The organism is Gordonia aichiensis NBRC 108223 (assembly GCF_000332975.1).
Classification (GTDB): domain Bacteria; phylum Actinomycetota; class Actinomycetes; order Mycobacteriales; family Mycobacteriaceae; genus Gordonia; species Gordonia aichiensis.
The window spans coordinates 512706-531151 of record NZ_BANR01000003.1 but is presented as its reverse complement, the minus strand read 5'-3'; the positions used below and the strand labels follow the sequence as shown (position 1 = coordinate 531151).

13 protein-coding genes and 1 pseudogene are annotated in these 18446 nt (G+C 67.8%); 7 read left to right on the top strand and 7 right to left on the bottom strand.

All coding sequences use genetic code 11. From position 1 onward, the window contains the following. Nucleotides 1-60 precede the first annotated feature (60 nt). The 6 genes and pseudogenes from GOACH_RS03820 to GOACH_RS24170 all read left to right on the top strand — a co-directional run bounded on the left by GOACH_RS03820 (nt 61) and on the right by GOACH_RS24170 (nt 5652). On the top strand, nt 61-1539 hold the full coding sequence (locus GOACH_RS03820) for a zinc-dependent metalloprotease (RefSeq protein ID WP_005170804.1): 1479 nt from the start codon (nt 61-63) through the stop codon (nt 1537-1539). Nucleotides 1540-1647: 108 nt separating this feature from the next. Further along, nucleotides 1648-2580 carry a hypothetical protein gene (locus GOACH_RS03815; RefSeq protein WP_005170800.1) on the top strand — a complete coding sequence of 311 codons (933 nt, stop codon included), beginning with the start codon at nt 1648-1650 and terminating at the stop codon, nt 2578-2580. Nucleotides 2581-2635: 55 nt separating this feature from the next. Then, on the top strand, nt 2636-3952 hold the full coding sequence (locus tag GOACH_RS03810; RefSeq protein ID WP_005170797.1) for an ABC1 kinase family protein: 1317 nt from the start codon (nt 2636-2638) through the stop codon (nt 3950-3952). A gap of 106 nt (nt 3953-4058) precedes the next feature. Continuing rightward, a complete protein-coding gene (locus tag GOACH_RS24180) occupies nt 4059-5387 on the top strand; it encodes a 13E12 repeat family protein (RefSeq protein WP_005170795.1) in 1329 nt (442 codons plus the stop codon). After that, nucleotides 5308-5499 (top strand): annotated as a pseudogene (locus tag GOACH_RS24555) (HNH endonuclease); the annotation flags it as partial. The gene GOACH_RS24180 and the pseudogene GOACH_RS24555, both read left to right, overlap by 80 nt. A 9-nt stretch (nt 5500-5508) precedes the next feature. Further along, entirely contained in the window at nt 5509-5652 is a 144-nt protein-coding gene (locus GOACH_RS24170; RefSeq protein ID WP_245551796.1) for a hypothetical protein, read from the top strand. 148 nt (nt 5653-5800) lie between these two features. Here GOACH_RS24170 and GOACH_RS03800 read toward each other — a convergent pair whose 3' ends face one another. The 3 genes from GOACH_RS03800 to GOACH_RS03790 form a co-directional block, all read right to left on the bottom strand. Beyond that, nucleotides 5801-6127 carry a WhiB family transcriptional regulator gene (locus tag GOACH_RS03800; protein WP_005170791.1) on the bottom strand — a complete coding sequence of 109 codons (327 nt, stop codon included), beginning with the start codon at nt 6125-6127 and terminating at the stop codon, nt 5801-5803. Between the two features lie 173 nt (nt 6128-6300). Next, nucleotides 6301-6576, bottom strand: a complete 276-nt coding sequence (locus GOACH_RS03795) for a hypothetical protein (protein WP_005170788.1) — start codon at nt 6574-6576, stop codon at nt 6301-6303. A gap of 118 nt (nt 6577-6694) precedes the next feature. Further along, nucleotides 6695-8815 carry an ATP-dependent DNA helicase UvrD2 gene (locus GOACH_RS03790; protein WP_040517699.1) on the bottom strand — a complete coding sequence of 707 codons (2121 nt, stop codon included), beginning with the start codon at nt 8813-8815 and terminating at the stop codon, nt 6695-6697. Between the two features lie 140 nt (nt 8816-8955). Here GOACH_RS03790 and GOACH_RS03785 point away from each other — a divergent pair, with 140 nt between their 5' ends. Beyond that, nucleotides 8956-9237, top strand: coding sequence for a mycoredoxin (locus GOACH_RS03785; RefSeq protein ID WP_005170782.1), 282 nt, complete (start codon nt 8956-8958; stop codon nt 9235-9237). A gap of 11 nt (nt 9238-9248) precedes the next feature. Here the strand turns inward: GOACH_RS03785 and nudC are convergent, their stop codons facing one another. From nudC to GOACH_RS03765, 4 genes are all read right to left on the bottom strand, one after another. Next, a complete protein-coding gene (gene nudC, locus GOACH_RS03780) occupies nt 9249-10187 on the bottom strand; it encodes an NAD(+) diphosphatase (protein WP_005170779.1) in 939 nt (312 codons plus the stop codon). Nucleotides 10188-10253: 66 nt separating this feature from the next. Continuing rightward, nucleotides 10254-11324 carry a potassium channel family protein gene (locus GOACH_RS03775; RefSeq protein ID WP_005170776.1) on the bottom strand — a complete coding sequence of 357 codons (1071 nt, stop codon included), beginning with the start codon at nt 11322-11324 and terminating at the stop codon, nt 10254-10256. A gap of 55 nt (nt 11325-11379) precedes the next feature. Then, nucleotides 11380-14910 carry an ATP-dependent helicase gene (locus GOACH_RS03770; protein ID WP_005170773.1) on the bottom strand — a complete coding sequence of 1177 codons (3531 nt, stop codon included), beginning with the start codon at nt 14908-14910 and terminating at the stop codon, nt 11380-11382. After that, nucleotides 14903-18367 (bottom strand): ATP-dependent helicase, encoded by a 3465-nt coding sequence (locus GOACH_RS03765; protein ID WP_157227526.1) that lies wholly within the window; start codon nt 18365-18367, stop codon nt 14903-14905. The genes GOACH_RS03770 and GOACH_RS03765 overlap by 8 nt, the downstream gene beginning before the upstream one ends. Nucleotides 18368-18446 lie beyond the last annotated feature (79 nt).

Sequence of the window (18446 nt, the reverse complement as noted above, 5' to 3'; positions counted from 1 at the left end):
TACGCTCAAGGCGAACGCCTCGCGGGTCGCCGATGGCTGTTCGGACGGTACCGTGGAGGTATGAGTGATTTGCCCTTCGGTTTTTCCGCGTCCGGCGACGGCGACGACAACAACCGTGACAAGAACGGCAACGACAAGGGCAACGGCGCTTCTGGTGGAGGCGCTTCCGGTGGGGGTGATTCGGCCCAGAACCCGTTCGGCTTCGCGCTCGGCGGCGAGTCCCTCGATCCAGCGGCTCTCGGTCAGATGTTCAGCCAACTCGGCAGCATGCTGAGCGGAATGGGTTCCGGATCTTTCGGATTCGGCGGTGCGGGCCAAGGCTCCGGACCGGTCAACTACGACCTCGCATCCAATCTGGCGCGCCAGCAGATCGGGAACTTCACCCCTGTTTTGCAGAAGGAGACGGGCGCCGTCACCGATGCCGTGCGCCTCGCCGATGTCTGGCTCGACGACGCCACAACCCTTCCCAGCGGTGTCAGCAAGTCCGTCGCATGGACGCCGGTGCAGTGGCTCGAGGAGACGATGCCCACCTGGAAGCGCCTGTGCGATCCGGTGGCCCAACAGCTTTCGCGTACCTGGGAGCAGAACCTACCGCCCGAGGCTGCACAGTTCGCCGGGCCGATGATGGGCATGCTGACCCAGATGAGCGGCATGGCCTTCGGCACGCAACTCGGCCAGGGACTCGGCCAACTCGCGAAGGAGGTCCTCACCTCCACCGACATCGGCCTGCCGCTCGCCCCCGAGGGCGAGGCCGTGTTGCTCCCCGAGGCCATCGCGTCCTTCGCGGAGGGACTCGAGCAGCCCGCGCAGGAGATCGTGGTGTTCCTCGCCGCGCGCGAGGCCGCGCATCTGCGACTGTTCACGCATGTTCCGTGGCTGCGCCAGCGCCTGTTCGCGACGGTCGAGGAGTACGCGCGTGGCATCACCGTCGACTTCAGCGGCATCACCGACCTGACCGCGAACATCGATCCCGCCCAGTTGTTCTCCGATCCGTCGAAGCTCGAGGAGCTGATGAGTTCATCGGCCTCCTTCGAGCCGACGACGACGCCCGAACAGAAGGCGGCCCTGAACCGACTCGAAACGCTGCTCGCGCTCGTCGAGGGATGGGTGGAACAGGTTGTGTCCCGGGCCCTTTCGGATCGAATCCCGAGCACGGCAGCACTTACTGAAACCATGCGCCGACGGCGCGCCTCCGGTGGACCCGCCGAACAGACCTTCGCGACGCTCGTCGGACTCGAACTACGACCCCGCAAGGTCCGGGAGGCGTCGACGCTGTGGCGTCAACTCGCCGAGGCCAGCGACATCAGCACACGCGACGGCGTCTGGGCACATCCCGACCTGATGCCCGATGCCGACGATCTCGACAACCCCGCGGGCTTCATCGATCGGGTCATCGGCGGCGACGTGGGCGGCATCGACGAGGCGATCGCCGAACTCGAGCGCACTCTCGCCGAAGAGGCCGCGAACGATTCGGGTGACGACAAGCCCGAGACCGGTGGCGAGCAGGACCGCGACACCAAGAACGACGACGACGCCTGAGCCTCCCTGCGCCGGTGCAGGCTGTGGATGGCTCCCGTCTGGTTCCCCGGCTGTGGATAACCTCGCGATCCGCGCCGCCCGCGACGATTCTGCTGGCAGAGTTGCCGCATGGCACGACGCGCACGTGATCTGTTGACATCGACGAGTAACGCCGACGCGTCGGACGACCTCCTCCCCGTCGTGATTCCGGGGACCGTCGTGGTCATCCGACCGGGCAACCGGCTGCAGATCGGCAGCGGCCCCGACAACGGCCTCGTCGTCGAACTCGGCGGCGATGTCTCGGCTCGCGCGCTCGCCGGTCTGCTCGTGACGCTGGAGAGTCCACGTCGAATGTCTGATATCGCAACCGAACTCGCCACGACGGGCCTGACCCCAAACGATCTTTCCACCCTCCTCGACCATCTGGTGGCAGCGGGCCGGGCACTACGCGGACTCGCCGCGACGCCACGTCATATCGACGACCGCCTGCGTCACATCCGCGTCCACGGGTCCGGACCACTTGGCGGACATCTCGCGACGTCGCTCGCCGACGCGGGCTTCTCGGTGACGCGATCGAGCGGACGACCCTCGTCCGCGCACCCGGTATCGGAGTGGCAGACGGATCTGGTCGTACTCACCGACTACCTCGTGCACGACACAATGCTCGTCACCGGCCTCATGGATGCAGGGACCCCCCATCTGCAGGTCCGGATGAGGGACGGGGTGGGGGTCGTCGGTCCGCTGGTGCTGCCGCGCCTCACGAGCTGCCTGATCTGTATCGATCTGCATCGAGCGGATCTCGACCCCGAGTGGCCGATCGTATCGGCGCAATTGGTGCGCGTCGCGGGTCATGGGCGTCCGGCAACGGTCCGCGCCACCGCCGCGCTCGCCCACGAGCACATCGATCAACTCTCCGCCGCCATCGGTGCGCCGCAGAGCACTCGACAACCCGAGTTGCTCGGACGGACCGTCGAATTGCACTCCGGGCCGACCCGGATCGTCACGAAGACGTGGGTACCGCATCCGCTGTGCCGCTGTCGATACGACGCAGCGGCCGGGTGATGGCTGAGCCGGTTCCTCAGGTCGGTCATCTATCCTGTGATGGGGAAAGGACACCATGACCGACATCACACGCGGACAGCATCGTCGCAACGCTCGACTGGCCACGCTGCCGATCGGGATGGCGGGGCGCGCGGCGGCAGGCCTCGGCAAACGCATGGTCGGCAAAGACAAGGACGAGGTCAACCAGGAACTCCTGGAGAAGGCCGCTGACCAGCTGTTCTCGGTCCTCGGCGAGCTCAAGGGCGGCGCCATGAAGGTCGGGCAGGCCATGTCGATCATGGAAGCCGCGATTCCCGACGAGTTCGGCGAACCCTTCCGTGAAGCGCTCACCAAGCTGCAGGCGGAGGCTCCGCCGCTGTCGGCACCGAAGGTCCACAAGGTTCTCGACCAGCAACTCGGCACCAAGTGGCGCCAGCGTTTCCGCGAATTCTCCGACGAGCCCGCTGCGTCGGCGAGTATCGGTCAGGTCCACAAGGGCATCTGGTCCGACGGGCGCGAGGTCGCTGTCAAGGTGCAGTATCCCGGAGCCGACCACGCACTGAAGGCCGACCTCAAGACGCTGTCGCGGATGTCGGGGCTGCTGCAAAAACTCTCCCCCGGCACCGACGTCAAAGCGATGATGGACGAGCTCATCGACCGGACCGAGGCCGAACTCGACTATCTTGGCGAGGCCGACAACCAGCGCGCCTTCGCGAAGGCTTTCGACGGCGATCCCGACTTCGTCATCCCGAAGGTCATCGCGAGCGCACCCAAGGTGGTCGTCTCGGAATGGCTCGACGGCACGCCGCTGTCGAAGATCATCACCTCCGGTGATCAGGCCACCCGCAACGAGGCAGCAGCCCGCATGGCAACGTTCGAGGTGAGCTCACCCTTCCGCGTCGGACTCCTGCACGGCGACCCGCACCCGGGCAACTTCTTCATCACCGACGACGGCCGCTTCGGCGTACTCGACTTCGGGGCCGTCGGCCATTACCCCAACGGGCTGCCACCAGAAACCGGCCCGATTCTGCGACTCGCGCGCGACAAGAAGTACGACGAGCTGACAGAAGAGATGATCAAGGCGGGCTTCATCCTGCGGTCGCGCGCCGACCGGGTGAGTCCAGACGACATCGAGGCGTATCTGAAGCCCTACGTCGATCCGCTCTACTCGGAGTCGTTCCACTTCACCCGAAAGTGGCTCCAACGTGCCGCGGGCAAGGCGACCGACGTGCGCGGCGAGGTGTACAAGACATCACGAAACCTCAACGTGCCCAAGCACTATGTGATGGTGTTCCGTGTTCTCGCCGGCTGCGTGGGCATCGCGTCACAACTCGACGCCGAGGCGCCCTATCGAGCGATCATGGAGAAGTGGGTGCCGGGGCTCGCCGACTGAGTTCGCCGTTCTCCGCGCTGTCCGAATTGTCGTACCCACCCTGTAGCGTTGTCGCCAGATCGAACACACAAGCGATCGCAGGCACGCAGACGAGGAGGGGGTGGCCATGACCGACATCATCGACAACACCAGCGGCTCTGTCCCGACGTCACCGTTCCCGCATTCGCCGCTGTCGTTCACCGCCGCCGACCTCGACACGATCGCTCACCTCTCCGGTGTCGAGCTCAACGACGTCGCCCGCACCACCCAACGCCTCGCCCGCCAAGCCGAAGCACGCACCGCCCTTCTCGCCTACCGCATCGGCCAATCCATCGCCGACGACATGCTCGTCGTCACCGCCACCCGACCCCACACCCACCACGCCGTCGACAAAGCCGCCATCGCCGAAATCTCACTACAACTCGGCATCTCCCGATCACTCGCGCGCCGCTACGCCATCCTCGGCGCCCACCTCACCGACCTCCCCCACACCACCCTCGCCTTCCTCGACGGCCACATCCGGTTATCCCGCATCGAGATCGTCGCCGACCAACTGTCGATACTCGACCCGTCCCTGCGAGCACAGGCCGAACCCCTCGCGCTGGAACTCGCCCGACGCACCTCCGCCGACTCCACCCTGCGCGATCAACTCACCGAACTGGTCATCGCCCTCGATCCGGACGCGGCCGCCCACGCCCGTCGCGAGTTCGCCAACCGCAACCAGAACATCCACATCCGCCCCGACACACACGGACACGTCACCCTCGACGGCTGCCTCCCCGCCGAACAAGGCCTCCACCTCGCCACCCGCATCTCCACACTCATCACCGAACGACTCTGTTCTGATGAGCCACGCACTCCAGGTCGACGCCGCGTCGCCGCCCTCGCCGACATCCAAGGCCTCCCCGGCGCCCACCTCACCTGCCACTGCGGCAGCACCGACTGCCCCGCCACACCTCATGACGGTCAAACAGACTGCGACACAGCACCGTTCGACGACACAGCACCGTTCAACGAGCCCGACACCGGCGAGGCCGACGCCGCGGTGGCCGCTGACAGCGCGACCCGCGATGAACACAATGCCAAAGAGCCGACAGCCGAGCCCGCGCAACAGCCAGCATTGGAAGTACTCATCGATCCCGCCGGCGTCGCGGTGCCCCGACTCGTCGGCCACGGCGTGATCGACCCTGCCCACGCCGCCGAACTCGCCGCAGGCGTCATCGCACGACCCATCGCGTTTCCCGACCTCACCGCACTCATCAACACCACCGGCCAGCCGAGTCTCGCAGTGAACCTCACCACGCCAGGACTCAACCTCGCTGCGATGGCCTCAAACCTCGCCTCATGGGGGCTTACCAGACAATTCCGCACCGTCGATCGATCCCAGCGGGCACGGCGGATATCCGGCCCCACCGCCGTGGGCGCTGAGATATCGAATACCCGAGTGGCTTCGTGAACAAGTCGTCGCACTGCACGGGGTCTGCCGATTCCCGGAGTGCGGGAAACCGGCCGAACACACCGAACTCGACCACCTCGTCAAGTTCAACCACACCGACCCCCACGCGGGTGGCTGGACCGTGCTGTTCAATCTCATTCCGTTGTGCGGACCCGACCACCAGCGCAAGCACCTCGGTCTGTGGATCCCCTCGATGCACAGCGATCTGTCGATCACCTGGACGAGCACGCGAACCGGCGAAGTGGTCGTTACCTATCCGCGCTGACGGAACGTTGACGTCGAGATGAACGAGTGCGCGGCGCGCTTCCGCGCACGCCCCTAAGATCGAGCACCTACGACCTGAACACACATGGCCCCTGCCGCGGCAACGTTGATCGCTGCGGCAGGGGCCACGCTTGTCGTGCAGGTACACGTCACGCCGCGTTCTTACGCGGGCGGCCGCGGGGGCGCTTGCGCGCGATCACGGAACCACGCTCGAAGATCTCGCCGCCCCACACACCCCAGGGCTCGGCGCGATCGAGGGCGGCCTGCAGGCACTGCGCCCGCAGCGGGCAGTCGGCGCACAAAGCCTTGGCCCGCTCGAGGTCACGGGGATCATCGGCGAACCACAGGTCGGCGTCGGCTTCCTGGCACGGAAGGGCCGAGGCAGCGGCAGGCGCTGCCTGCGGCACGGCCACGGACTCGGCGGCGAACTCGCGGTCCGCCGACATACAGGACTCCAGAACACATTCGACGGTCATCTGGTACTCCACATCTGTTCGAGGTTGGTCATCGTCTGGCGGCGAGAGCCGTTGACCTCGACGTGGATGGGAGTCGTCGATCCACCTGCTGGTGATTCGATGGTCCGTCACGAAAAAGGCCACGGGTCGCCCTGTGCGATTCACCCGTGGCCGTTGTGGCTGTCGAAACTCTCTTACATGGAGAGATCCCGAGTCAGTACGGGGAACCGCTGCGTCGCTCGCTTCGCTGCGGCAGTGCTCGCTGCCGGTGGGAACCCGGCTGCGCCGAGACCCTGCGCGTTCGCACGCAGTGCGGGCTGCGGATCTGCAGCACGCCAGGAGCGTTCACTGACGGCACACGCGCGAGGCGCATGTAGTTCGATGCGATGGGCATCGGGCATCGCGGCGATCGTCTCGATCATCAAGGCGGCTGCCGGGTTCTGATCGATCGCGTTGGCGATTCCGTTCACTGATCCACTCCTTTCGGTCTCGATGGCTTCGCGAGGGGCTGCGACACACTCAAGTGCGCCGGTGACCTTCCCGTGCTGACGCGAACCAGACTATGCGCTGCGCTCACGAGCGCACAACCTATTTTTGACCTGCAGTTTTGACGAGTTCGATGACCTCGTCTCCGTACTCGTTAAGTTTCGCCGCGCCAATGCCCGAGATCGACACGAGCGCAGCGGAATCGGTCGGTCGCTGCTCGGCGATCGCGAGCAACGTCTTGTCGGAGAACACGACGAAGGCAGGGACCTTCTTCGAATCGGCCCGGGTGCGGCGCCACTCCTTGAGCGCCACCAGCAGTTCCTCGTCGAGATCCGACGGGCAATCGGCACAACGCCCGAGCAGGGTCGCGGTCGAATCGAGCAACCGAGATCCACACACGCGACACGTCGGTCCCCGACGTTGCGGCCGCTTCGACGGTGCTGCGATCCGCGATGCGGGAGAGTCGTCGGGAACGATGTCGGCGAGAAAACGGGAACGTCGTCGAGCACGACCACCCTCGTTACGGGCGATCGCCCAGGAGATGTGCAGATGCTCGCGCGCTCGAGTCACGCCGACATAGAAGAGTCGACGCTCCTCCTCGACGTCATCGTACGATCCCTTGATGGCCTGGCTGATCGGGAGCGATCCCTCGGTCAGTCCGACGAGGAACACCGCGTCCCATTCCAGTCCCTTCGCCGCGTGCAACGACGACAGCGTGACGCCCTGGACGGTCGGTGGGTGCCGAGCCTGCGACCGCGCATCGAGTTCTGCGACCAGCTCGGTCAGCGTGAGGTCGGGATTGTCGACGAGCATCTCGTCGGCCAGCCCGGACAGCGCGCGCAACGACTGCCACCGCGCCTTCGCCTGTGCACCTTTGGGCTCGTCGTCGGACATGCCGAGTTCACCGAGAACCGAGCGCACCACCGTGGTCAGTTCGACGTCGTCGCGGACACCGCGCTGCGCCACCAGCGAGAGTTGCCGCATGGCCTGACGGACCTCCGCCCTGGTGAAGAATGCCTCCCCGCCGCGCACCTGGTAGGGGATGCCCGCTTCGGTGAGCGCCTGTTCGTGGTTCTCCGACTGTGCATTGATGCGGTAGAGGATCGCGATCTCCGACGCCGCCACTCCCGCGTTCATGAGGCGCTTGATGGCTGCGGCAACCGCGGACGCCTCGCTCGGCTCGTCGTCGTACTCGGCGAACTCGGGCTCCGGTCCGGCGTCGCGCTGGCCGATCAATTGCAGTCGCGTGCCGGCGATACGTCCGCGCGCGGCACCGATCACACGGTTGGCCAGGCTCACCACCTGCGGCGTCGACCGATAGTCACGTTCGAGGCGCACGAGCGCGGCGTCGGGGAATCGACGGCCGAAGTCGAGCAGGTACTTGGGCGTCGCGCCGGTGAAGGTATAGATCGTCTGGTTGGCGTCGCCGACGACGGTGAGGTCGTCGCGCGCTCCGAGCCACGCGTCGAGCAGCCCCTGCTGCACCGGTGTCACGTCCTGGTACTCGTCGACGACGAAACACCGATAGCGCGAACGGAATTCGTCGGCAAGTCCGGCGTCGGACTCGAGAATCGTCGTCATGAAGATGAGGAGATCGTCGAAGTCGAGGAGGCGGTCGCCGTCGGGCGAGACCTTGGCGTCCTCGTAGGCGGCGAACGCCTTGGCCACCTGTGCGGCGGGCGCGGGGATCTCGCGGGTGGCGCGGGTGACGGCCGCAACGTAGTCCTCGGGGCCGATGAGCGAGGCCTTGGCCCACTCGATCTCCGACATCAGATCGCGCACGGTATCGGTCGAGCTGTCGAGTCCGGCCTTGCGTGCCGCTCGCCCCACGAGCGGGAACTTGTTGTCGAGCAGTTCCCACGACGCACTGCCGAACGCCCTCGGCCAGAAGTAGCGGAGCTGGCGCATGGCCGCCGCGTGGAAGGTCTGCGCCAGCACGCTCGGGCCGTCGGCGCCGATGCCGAGCGACCTGAGCCTGCCGCGCATCTCGCCCGCCGCACGCGCGGTGAACGTCACGGCGAGCACCTGGCCAGGGTTCACCTGGCCCTGATCGATCAGGTACGCGATGCGACGCGTGATGGTGCGCGTCTTGCCTGTTCCTGCGCCTGCCAACACGCACACCGGGCCGCGCGGCGCGAGAACCGCGGCCCGCTGCTCCGGGTCGAGTCCGTCGAGGATGCTGCGGTCACGTGCGTTGCGGGGCGATGTGGAACTGTCGGGCACGGGTTCCACTATGGCACCCCGATACGACGCCGAGCCGCGCCCGGGCACCCGCACTCCACAAGCCCGACGGAGTGTTCGTTCCCACAGGCGGGGTGGAGGCCGCCGGGAACACCGGCGGCGACGATCGTGTTGTGGATGCCATGAGCGAGACTTCCGACACGCAGAGTTCCGACACCCAGACCCCGGCCGCACTGACCATGTACACCACGTCGTGGTGCGGTTACTGTGCGCGCCTCAAGACGGCCCTGCGCAGTTCCGGCCTCGAGTGGACCGAGATCGACATCGAACGCAACCCCGACGCCGCAGAGTTCGTCGGCAGCGTCAACGGCGGCAACCATGTGGTTCCGACCGTGCTGTACGCCGACGGCACGACCGCGACGAATCCCTCGATCACCGACGTGAAGAAGAAGCTCGGCGTCTGACGCAGGCCCCGTCAGGCGGGCGTGCGCGCCCACGCTTCGACGAGCGCTCGCGCGATGGAGATCGAGCCGGGAAGCAGGAGTCGAGGGGCGTTCTCGCCGTCGGCGATATCGGGCTCGGGCATGCCCCGCAGCCATTCGTCGCCACGGTCGAGGGCCTCGAGAACCTCGGTACGCGTGAACCACTGCGCGTCGCCGATCTCGCCGTCGAGGAAGCGCAGTGGTTCGTCGGGGTCGCCGAGCGCGGAGAAGCCGAGCATCAACGACCGCGGAAACGGCCACGGCTGCGAACCGAGATAGCGGGGTTCACGCACGGTGATGCCGACTTCCTCGTGCACCTCCCGAATTACGCACTGTTCCAACGATTCACCCGGTTCGACGAAGCCCGCGAGTGTCGAGTACCAGCGGTCGGGCCAGACGGCCTGGCGTCCGAGCAGGATACGGTCTGCGCCGTCGTGGACCACGGTGATGATCGCGGGATCCGTGCGCGGGAACTCGTCGACGCCGGTCTCCGGGTTGCGTCGTACCCATCCCCCGCGCGCAGGCACTGTCGGCGCGCCATCGACCGGCGAAAAGCGTGCTGTCGCATGCCAGTTCAGGATGCCCAGCGCAGTGGCGAGCAAGCCGGCCTCGTCGGGGTCGAGTCGAACCGCGCCGCGTCGGGGGTCGGCGGTCTTTCCGTCGAGTTCGTCGACCCTCACCGTCCACAGATCGGTGTCGGTATGCGCGAGGAAGACGGCGTCGGCGGGCGGGTGATCGCCGAACTCGGCGGCGTCGGCCCATCGCAGCGCACCGTCGGCGTCGACCGGATAGCGGCCACCGGCGTCGACGCGCAGCACCTTGGCCGTCGACCAGCCGGCCACCATGCGATCGGGTTCATCACGGACTTCATCGGCACGATCGAATGTGCCCCGGGACAGCAACGGCGGTTGGTCGAAGACAAAGGCGCCCATGAGGTCTGTTCTACCCTGACCGGCGCGCCACACGCGAGACGGGGTTGGTGTCGTGCGCCGAGCGCATCAGTCAGGGGCACCCTTGCGCACGTACAGCAGCCGATCTCCGGCCTCGATCTGCTCCACCTCGCTGTCGTCGACACGATGCAGCACACCGTTGCGCACGACGCCGAGGACGATATCGCGAGTATGGGCGGGCGAACCGCCGGTCTCGGTCGGGTCCACCTCGCGCTCGGCAATGGCGTACCCGGCGTCGGGGGTCAGCAGATCCTCGATCACCTCCACCACGGACGGCGTCATCGTCGCGATTCCCAGAAGCCTGCCCGCAGTCTCCGACGAGACCACAACCGAGTTCGCGCCCGACTGTCGCATCAGGTGCGTGTTCTCCGACTCCCTGATCGACGCGACGATCTTCGCTCGCGGGTTGAGTTCGCGAGCCGTCAGCGTGGCAAGCACGGCGGTGTCGTCACGGTTGGCGGCGACGACGATGCTGGCCGCGTGCGCGACACCCGCCAGGCGCAACACGTCTGATTTGGTCGCATCACCGCGGACGGTCACGAGGCCGTCGGCCTCGGCGTGTTCGAGGACCCCGGGATTGTTGTCGACGACGACGATCTCCGACGGCTTGATGCCGTCGCCGATCATGGCGTCGACCGCCGTACGGCCCTTGGTGCCGTACCCGATGACGACGGTGTGATTGCGCACGTTGTTCCTCCAGCGCTGGATCTTGAGAGCTTGGCGGGACCGCTCGGTGAGCACCTCGAGCGTCGTTCCGATCAACACGATCAGGAACAGCACGCGCAGCGGAGTGATGATCAGCAGGTTGATCAGTCGAGCCGACGGAGTGAACGGGGTGATGTCGCCGTAGCCGGTGGTCGACAACGTCACGGCCGAGTAGTACATCGCGTCGAGGAACGAGAGCGGGTTCTCCTGGACATCGCGGTATCCACTGCGATCGATATAGACGAGAACGGCCGTGAAGAAGAGCGCGACGATCGCGAAGATGACCCGGCGCCCGATCGCCCGCGCGGGACTGTGCTTGAGCTCGGGGATGCGGACAACGCCGACAAGCGCGTAATCCGGGCCGTCGGAGAGTTCTTCACCCCGCCATCGACGGCGCAACCCGCGTCCGCGCATCAGCGCAACCACCTTTGCTTCACAGGGTGTGAATCTAGTGCATCCGCGGCACGTTTCACTGCTCCGACTCTCGTGCGAGTAGGGCCAGGAGATCGTCGTGGTCGGGCAGTTCAGCGGGCTCGAGCGTGTAGTTGTGCCGGACATAGTGGAATGCGGCCCTCACCCGCTCCACCGGAACACCCGCCAGTTGCGCCCACGCAATCCGGTACGCGGCGAGCTGGATGTCGACGGATTCACGGTGCGCGCCGCTCACGGTGGCGTCGTTGGATGCCTCGTCGCCCTCTCGGCCCCCGCCGCTCTGACGATCTCCACCGCCCCGACCGCCGGGCACCGCTCCCGTCTTCCAGTCGACGACGACCCACGAACCATCGGGTTCGGCGAACACCGCGTCGATCCGACCGCGGATCACCGTGTCGCCGATGACGGTCTCAAAGGGCACCTCGACCTCGCTGGGGTTGCGCGATGCCCACCTCGACGCCAGGAACGCCTCGCGCAGCGCGTCGAGATCGGCATCCGGCGACGCCGAGGAATCGGCGGCACCCGGCAGTTCGTCGATGTCGAGCAGCCGCGTCGCACCGAACCACCGCTCCACCCACGCGTGGAAGGCGGTGCCGCGGCGCGCCGTCGGATTCGGCCGAAACGGTGTCGGGCGTCGGAGTCGTCGAGCGAATTCCCGCTCGTCCGAATCGAGTTCGACGAGTTGGCTGACCGACAGGTGGGTCGGGAGCGCGACGTCGACGAGGGCCTGATTACCCCGGTGATGTTCGGCGAGCAGCGCGTCCACTTCTGCTCGCCAGTCGGCGATCTCGGGGTCGTCGGTTGCGGGGTCGTCGGTGGCGGGGCCGCCGGTTGCGGGGTCACTGCTGCGGACACCGGCACCGCCGGTATCGGCGGCCGGTGCCTCGAACAGTGCCGGGGCGCTGCGGCCGGCGATGGCGTCGAGAACCAGTCGCGCAGCCGCGTCGACCCCGGCCCGTCGCGCACCCAACCGGTCGGCGGGCCACGACGAACGAATGATCCGTTCGGCCAACGGGTTGGTGGCACCGTCCTCGGGCGGCGGTGCGAGTTCGTCGATCGCGAGGCCGTCGGAGTCGATGGCCGGATCGGCGATCGCGTCGGAGACGATCGCGACGAGCTCGTCGAAGAACTCCGATCCACCGCGCGGCTTGTCACCGGACTCGCCCCAATGATGAGCCGATACGAGCAGGTCGTGGCGAGCTCGCGTCAATGCGACGTAAAGCAGCCTGCGATCCTCTTCGAGTCGACGCTCGTCGATGGCCTCCTTGTGCAGCGTGAGTGCCTCGGCGAGTTCTTTGCGATCGCCGATGCCTGCCGAGGCCAGGTCGAAAGTGGGGAACCCCTCCCCCGTTCCCTGCTCCGCCAGGTCGCCGCGTAGCGGCCCCGGCAACTCCTTTGCACTGCGCATCCACGTCGTGTCGGCGCGTCCGCCCGGAAAGATCCGCGCAGCCACGTGCGGCAGAGCGACGACGTCCCATTCGAGCCCCTTCGCCGCGTGCACGGTGAGAATCTGCACACGTTGCTCGGCCACCTCGATCCGGCCGGGCTCGAGTCCCTTCTCGATGGTTTCCGCGGTGTCCAGAAAGGCCAGCAGGCCCGGCAGATTCGCGCCTGGGCGTTCCGCATAGACCGTCACGTACTCGGCGAACGCATCGAGATGCTCACGACCAGTGATTGCTCCACGCATACGACGTGCGCGAATCTGCGCCTCGATACCGACCCCGATCGTGTTCTCGACATCGGCCACGAGTTCGGGCAGGGGCTGGCCGATGCGCCTTCGTAGCGCTTCGAGCTGGGCGCCGAACGCCCGGATGCGTGCGTATCCCTGCGGCGTGTAGGCCGCGGGATCACCGGGATCGACGACGGCGTCAGCGATCCCGGCGCGATCGACGACCTCCGTCGGCAGCACCGCAACGAGTGCGGCGTCGAGTTCTTCACGGCTGGTGACCGTGCCACCCGACGCCGCGAAGGCGTCGGCCGCGAGACTGGTCGCCCGACGCCACAGTGCGGCGATGTCGGCGGCTCCCAGTTGCCATCGCGCTCCGGTGAGCAGCCGCATCGCGGCTGTTCCGGCCATCGGGTCGGCCATCAACCTCAGCGTGGCCACGACGTCCTCGATCTCGGGTACGTGCAGCAGGCCGCCGATGCCGATCACCTCTGCCGGGATGCCCCGGCTCTCCAGTTCCGCGGCCAACGGTGCCGAATCCTCGTTGCGCCGCACCAGGATCGCGATGGTCGGCGGGTCGACGGCGTCGCGCTCGGCGTCGCGATAGTGTCGCTCGATGTGGTCGGCGACCCAGGACCGTTCGGCGGTCACGGTATCCGTGAGTGCCATCGACACCGTCCCCCTCGGGGCGTCGGGTCGAGGTCGCAGCACGCTGACCGGAATACCTCTGCGCCGCAACTCCTCCGATGTGCGGTTGGCGAGATCGAGGGTATGTGAGGGGTTGCGCCAGCTCGTCAGCAGTTCGAGTCGGTCCGACGGGCTGCCGTCCGAGCGCCGGAAGTCGGCGCTGAAGCGCGGCAGATTGGCCGCCGACGCTCCGCGCCAGCCATAGATGGACTGGATCGGGTCGCCGACCGCAGTGACCGCGACGGTCGGATACTCGCCCCCCGCATGCCCGGTGTTCGCGCCGGCGCCGCCACCGAACAGCGTCGACAGGAGAATTCGCTGCGAGTGTCCGGTGTCCTGGTACTCGTCGAGTAGCACGGCGCGGAACATGCGCCGTTCCGCCGCGGCGACATCGGGATTGCGCTGCACCAGTTGCGCGGCCAGCGACATCTGGCTGCCGAAGTCGAGAGCCGACTGCTCGCGCATCGCCGCCCGCAGTGCGGCGACCATCGGTAACAGTTCGCGACGTTCGTCGATGACCTCCTGGATCTTGAGCAGGTCTTTGCTGGGTGCCGCGCGCTGGCGTGGTCCCGGCGGCAGCGTGTCGACCATCGATCGCAGGTCGTCGCCCCAGGCGGTCACGGTGTCGAGGTCGACGAGGTGCTCTGCCATCTCGCCGTGCAGGCGCAGCACGGCTTCGGTCACGCTGGAGGGCACCTTGGTGGTGTGCAACGGTCCGGTCCAGGTGGACACGATAGAGAAAGCGAGCTGCCATAGCTCGGTCTCGCTCAGCAGTGTCGAGCTCGGCTCGACGGGCAGCAGCAAGCCGTAGTCGGCGATGAGTCGGCCCGCGTACGCGTGATAGGTACTCACCTCGGGATCGGCGGAGCGCAGCCGGGCCGCGAGCGAGCCGTCGGGGTCCCAGTTGACCAACGCGGGCGAGCCGGCGAGCATCGACAGGCGACGCCGGATACGCGCCCCGAGTTCACTGGCCGCCTTCCGGGTGAAGGTGAGTCCGAGGATCTCGTCGGGGGCGACGAGTCCGTTCGCGACCAGCCAGACCACCCGCGAGGCCATGGTCTCGGTCTTGCCTGCGCCCGCGCCCGCGACCACGAGCAAGGGCTCGAGCGGAGCCTCGATGACGGCGACCTGTTCGGCTGTCGGCATGGGCAGGCCGAGCGCAGCGGCCAGCGAGGTCGCCGAGACACGCACGCCGGTGACGTCGAGGTCAGTCATCGATCACCGCCTTGCCACGCAGCTGTGCCGGGCAACTCGTGTGCAACGCGCAGTGCACACAGCCGGGGTTGGGCGTCGCGTCGAACACCGGCCCGACACTGGCCTTGGCCGCCGACCGCACCACCGTGATCCACTCGTCGAGCAGTTCGGGCGTCAACGGCGGCTGCACCCGCTCGGACGCCCCGGTCGACGTGTTGGTCGCCGACACGAACACCAGCCGCCCACCGCCCGGCTCGAGCGTGCCATCCGCCCCTGGCGGGAACTGCGACGCGCCACCGTGGGCCAGCGCCACCTGGTAGGCGGCGAGCTGCGCGTGTTCCTCGGCATCGGCACGTGAGACCGCGGTCTTCGCGGTCTTGACGTCAACGACGACCGGCCTGCCCGACGAGTCGGCTTCGAGCCGGTCGACGCGACCGCGCAACCGGACCGGCGGATCGTCGTCGACGCCGGGCAATGTCGCGTCGATGGCCGACTCGACGCCCCGCTCGTGCAGGTCGTCGCGCGAGATACGCAGCCAGTCCCGGAAATTGGTCAACATCTCCTCGGCACGCGCCAACTCGTGCGCCGAGTACCACGCCGCACCGGTGTCGACCCGCTCCCAGATGTCGCGGAGCGCACCGGTCACCTCGGCGGGATCGATGTTGCCTGCAACCGCCTGGACGAGCGTGTGCACCAGACTTCCTGCGATCGCGGGCGTCGCGTCGCCGTCGCGTCCGCCGTTGCGCTCGAGCAGCCACCGCAGCGAGCACCGGCTCAGACTCTCGATGTTCGACGGCGACAGCGTGACGGGTCCGTCCTCGGCGCGCCACAGCGGCTCGGTGCTGCTCACCTCTGCCAGACCGAACCAGTCGCGCGGGTGAGCGCCAGGGATATCGGAGTCGGCAAGGGTGGCAAGAAGTTCGGCTGCCGCTCGGGTGCGCTCGTCGGGTTCCGGGTCCTCTGCGCCCGCGAGGACGACCGACCGCAGCGTGGCCACCAGCGACGGGAGGGACAGCACGCGGTCGACGCCGGGATCGAGCGCAACGCCCTCGAGAACCTGACCCGCATCGGAGTCGTCGTCGGAGGTGCCACCGAGCGCAGCGGCGATCTCGGCGATGAACCTCGACGGCGACGCGTCGCCGCTGCCGTCCTCGACCGCCGTCACCAGTAGCCGACGCCTCGCCCGCGTGCAGGCGACGAGCAGCAGGCGTCGCTCGTCGGCCAGCGCGACGGCGCCGCGTGTGACCACGTCGATCCCCTCCGGCGCGACGCCGTCGAGCAGGTCGATGAGTTCTGCGGTACCGAGTACGCTGCCCCTGCTCCGCAGCGACGGCCACAGACCGTCGAGGACGCCCGCAACGACCACCACCTCCCACTCGCGTCCCGCAGCGGCGTGTGCCGAGAGCACCGTCACGGAATCGGCAGTGGCAGAAGGCGTTCTGGAGTCGCGCGGGATCTGCAACTGGCTCAGGTAATGCACGAACGACGCTGGTCCCGCCGAGGGCAGTGTGTCGGCGAAATCCGCTGCGGCCTCGAACATCGCCATCATCGCGTCGAGATCGCGGTCGGCCTGTTCACCAGCGGGCCCGCCTCGGATGGCGCTACCGACCCACCGACGCTCGAGCCCACTCGCTTGCCATGCGGCCCAGAGCGTCTCCTCGACGCCTCGACGGGCGAGGTGTGCGCGTTGCGCCGCCGCGATCACGTCGAGCGCGCGCCGCAGCGGCGCCGCCTCGGTGTCGGACAGTGTTCGCAGATAGCGTTGAGCGACCTCGTCGTCGAGTAACGCCTCACGCAAGGAGGTCAACGAATCACGCTGCTGCGCAGAAGGTTCCACAGGCGCATCGGCTGCAGCCCCTGCGCGCTCGGCCTTCTCGTCGCATCGGCGCACACCGCGACGCAGACGTCGCATCGCGCCGGGATCGGCTGCACCGATCGGTCCGGTCAGCAGGGCGACCGTGTCGTCGAGGGAGAACACCTCGTCGAGGGAGTCGGCCGCCTCGGTGGCGTCTGTCGACGCCGCGGGATCGGTGGCCGAGCGAGCGGCCACTGCGCGCAGCACCGTCATCAGCGCCGCGACCGACCGTTGCCTGTGGATCGGGAGGTCGGAGGTGGGCGTCGTGAGCGGAACGCCCGCGGACCGGAAGGCTCGACGCAGCGCGGGCAGCGCCAGGTGGACAGACCGGACGATGACCGCCATGTCCGACCAGGCGACACCGTCGAACAGATGAGCTCGACGCAGCAGGTCCGCAACCGCCGTCGCCTCCTTGGCCGCCGACGAGAAGACCCGCACGGAAGCACCTGCCTCCTCGTGCCCACCCGCAGTTTCTGACACGCCGCCCTCGGTATCGCCTGCCGACGACGGCCGCGGATAGTGATGTGGGCGTGCTCCCGGCAGGCGCGTCGCCAGTGCGCGACCCACGGCGCCGATCGCGGGATGTGAGCGGAAGTCCTCGCTCAGCACGATGTCGCGCTCGGAGCCCGCCTCGGCGAGCCCGTCGGCGAAGCGGGGGCTTGCCCCACGAAACCCGAAGATGGACTGGTCGGTGTCGGCGGCGATGATCGTCGAGTCGGTGCCGGTCCCGACGAGCCGCACGAGCTCTGCTGCCTGCGGATCGAGGTGCTGGGCGTCGTCGACGATGAGGTGTCGGATTCGGGTGCGCTGTCCGGCGAGCAGATCGGGGTCTGTCGCGAAGGCCGACAGTGCAGATCCGACGAGCTCTGCGGCGTCGACCGCGGGCGCCGACGCACCAGGTGTCGCGAGGCCGACGGCACCGCGCAGCAGCATGTTCTGTTCGTACTGCGCATACGCCCGCGCGGCAGCCACCCACGCCGGCCGACGGTGGTGACGTCCGAGCGCCGCGAGTTCCTCGGGCCCGACTCCGCGCTCGGCAGCGCGCATCATGAGATCGCGCAGCGCCTGCGCGAAACCGTCGGTGCCCAGCGCGGGACGCAGCAGTGCCGGCCAGTAGTCCGCGCCGTCCTCGATGTCGCCCGCGAGCAGTTCGCGCAGCACGACGTCCTGCTCGGAGCCGGTGATCAGCCGCGGCGGCGGATTGCCGTGAGCGCTCGCCTGCAAGCGCAGGATGGCGAACGCGTACGAGTGAACCGTGCGCACGAGTGGTTCGCGCAGCGCACCGCCCGCACCCGTCCCGAATCCGCCGGACGCCGCCAGCACTCTGCGGGTTATCCGTTCGCGCAGGGTGATCGCCGAACGCCTGCTCGATGCGAGCACCAGGATCGATTCCGGATCGGTGCCTTCGGTGAGCAACCGCGCGACAGCGGCATCAACGACCAGGGAGGTCTTGCCAGTACCCGGACCGCCGTGCACCCGCCAGGGCCGCCAGCCGGAGCTGTCGCCCTCGACCGGCACCGCACCGTCGATGACGGCTTGCACGTGGTCGGGCCAGACCCGCGGCTGTGTACCGCTGCCCTGTCCCGCGTCATCGGCGGTCGAGGCGACGAGATGAGTACGCAGCGCCGTGCCCCCGACCTGCCCCCGCCGGGGGCTGTTCGGGCGGGAGTTCCGCGTCCGGGAGGGTCCCGGCTCCCCTTGT

Excerpts from the sequence above, each read along its gene's own strand:
- GOACH_RS03820 (WP_005170804.1), top strand. The coding sequence starts at position 61 with ATGAGTGATTTGCCCTTCGGTTTTTCCGCGTCCGGCGACGGCGACGAC.
- GOACH_RS03815 (WP_005170800.1), top strand. The coding sequence starts at position 1,648 with ATGGCACGACGCGCACGTGATCTGTTGACATCGACGAGTAACGCCGAC.
- GOACH_RS03810 (WP_005170797.1), top strand. The coding sequence starts at position 2,636 with ATGACCGACATCACACGCGGACAGCATCGTCGCAACGCTCGACTGGCC.
- GOACH_RS24180 (WP_005170795.1), top strand. The coding sequence starts at position 4,059 with ATGACCGACATCATCGACAACACCAGCGGCTCTGTCCCGACGTCACCG.
- GOACH_RS03800 (WP_005170791.1), bottom strand. The coding sequence starts at position 6,127 with ATGACCGTCGAATGTGTTCTGGAGTCCTGTATGTCGGCGGACCGCGAG.
- GOACH_RS03785 (WP_005170782.1), top strand. The coding sequence starts at position 8,956 with ATGAGCGAGACTTCCGACACGCAGAGTTCCGACACCCAGACCCCGGCC.
- nudC (WP_005170779.1), bottom strand. The coding sequence starts at position 10,187 with ATGGGCGCCTTTGTCTTCGACCAACCGCCGTTGCTGTCCCGGGGCACA.
- GOACH_RS03775 (WP_005170776.1), bottom strand. The coding sequence starts at position 11,324 with ATGCGCGGACGCGGGTTGCGCCGTCGATGGCGGGGTGAAGAACTCTCC.
- GOACH_RS03770 (WP_005170773.1), bottom strand. The coding sequence starts at position 14,910 with ATGACTGACCTCGACGTCACCGGCGTGCGTGTCTCGGCGACCTCGCTG.